The sequence below is a fragment of the Bacillus sp. TE8-1 genome (assembly GCF_008368855.1).
GTDB classification, from domain to species: Bacteria; Bacillota; Bacilli; order Bacillales; family Bacillaceae_G; genus Bacillus_A; species Bacillus_A cereus.
The window spans coordinates 1-1,147 of sequence record NZ_QPET01000066.1 but is presented as its reverse complement, the minus strand read 5'-3'; the positions used below and the strand labels follow the sequence as shown (position 1 = coordinate 1,147).

Sequence of the window (1,147 nt, the reverse complement as noted above, 5' to 3'; positions counted from 1 at the left end):
ATTACAGGCATTACATGCTGACATAATTGTACCTAGCCATGGATCAATCGAAAAATCCCTAAATAATCAAGCACTTACTGCGACAATGGATTATCTAAGAACTGCGGTTCAAGCTTCTGAGGAAAGTGGAACTTCAAAAGATTTTGTGGCAAAACTTGAAGCAGCATATCCAGGCTATGCAAATAAAGGTGTATTAGAATTAAGTGCAAAAGTTGTAACAAAAGAAATGCCTTGGGGTTAATGATATGAATAAATATCAAAAACTATTACATGAAACGTATGTGTTAACTGGCGAAGGGAAATTGGATGCGTTCAAAACGTATTTAAGTGAAAATGTATCTTGGACAGAAGCTGCTGGGTTTCCATATGCAGGTACTTATATAGGTCCAGATGAAGTAGTGAAAAACGTACATGAACGTCTTGGCACAGAATGGGATGACTATAGCGCTAAAGATGAAATCTATGCTTTTAATAACAATACTGTTATCGTGTATGGAAAATATAATGGGACATATAAAGCTACAGGGAAATCGTTCATAGCAGATTTTTGTCACCTTTATAAGTTTGATGAGAACGATAAGGTTAAGAAGTTTATTCAAATTGTGGACAGTGCAACTGTTAATGAGGTATTAAGTTAGAATGAATCGTTTCTAATATGCGTTGTATAGGGGGAGGTTAGGATAAATGAAATTCCTAACATTACCCCTGACATTACATTTTGGGGAAGGTTTCTCCTTCTTCAAGCTTTTTATAGAAGAGAACTTATTTAAGTAGAAGAGGTAGGTATATATGAAATTAGAGAAAAGTTTAATAGTAATAATTATTTCTGTGTTTATTTTAGGAATTGTATCGACTTTGATATTTCAAGCTTCCACCGGTAATAACAAAGGTAACTCAATAAAGAGCGAAAATGTTGCTTCTGTATCAAAAGAAGTGAAAGAAAATGAAAAGAATAAAAAGATGGTAGTTGATTTCTATAATGAAGTTTTTAACAAACATAATATCGATATTATCCCTAAATATGTTAGCGAAGATTATAAGCAACATAATCCTTTTGTTGCTGATGGACGAAAAGCCTTCATGGATTTCTTTAAGGAGGATTTTGTTAAAAATCCTAATTCCTCTGCAGAGATTAAACGTGTAGTAG

2 protein-coding genes and 1 pseudogene are annotated in these 1,147 nt (G+C 33.2%); all 3 read left to right on the top strand.

Going from position 1 to position 1,147, the window contains the following annotated elements:
• A pseudogene (locus DN404_RS30305) lies at positions 1–241 on the top strand (MBL fold metallo-hydrolase); the annotation flags it as partial.
• A 4-nt stretch (positions 242–245) separates the two neighbouring features.
• Positions 246–638: a nuclear transport factor 2 family protein gene (locus tag DN404_RS30300; RefSeq protein WP_149215555.1), complete on the top strand. Its 393-nt coding sequence runs from the start codon at positions 246–248 to the stop codon at positions 636–638.
• A gap of 151 nt (positions 639–789) precedes the next feature.
• Positions 790–1,147, top strand: a 358-nt coding sequence (locus tag DN404_RS30295) for a nuclear transport factor 2 family protein (protein WP_149215881.1), incomplete at its 3' end; no start/stop codon positions are given.

Coding starts and splice junctions, on each gene's coding strand:
- DN404_RS30300 (WP_149215555.1), top strand. CDS start 246: ATGAATAAATATCAAAAACTATTACATGAAACGTATGTGTTAACTGGC.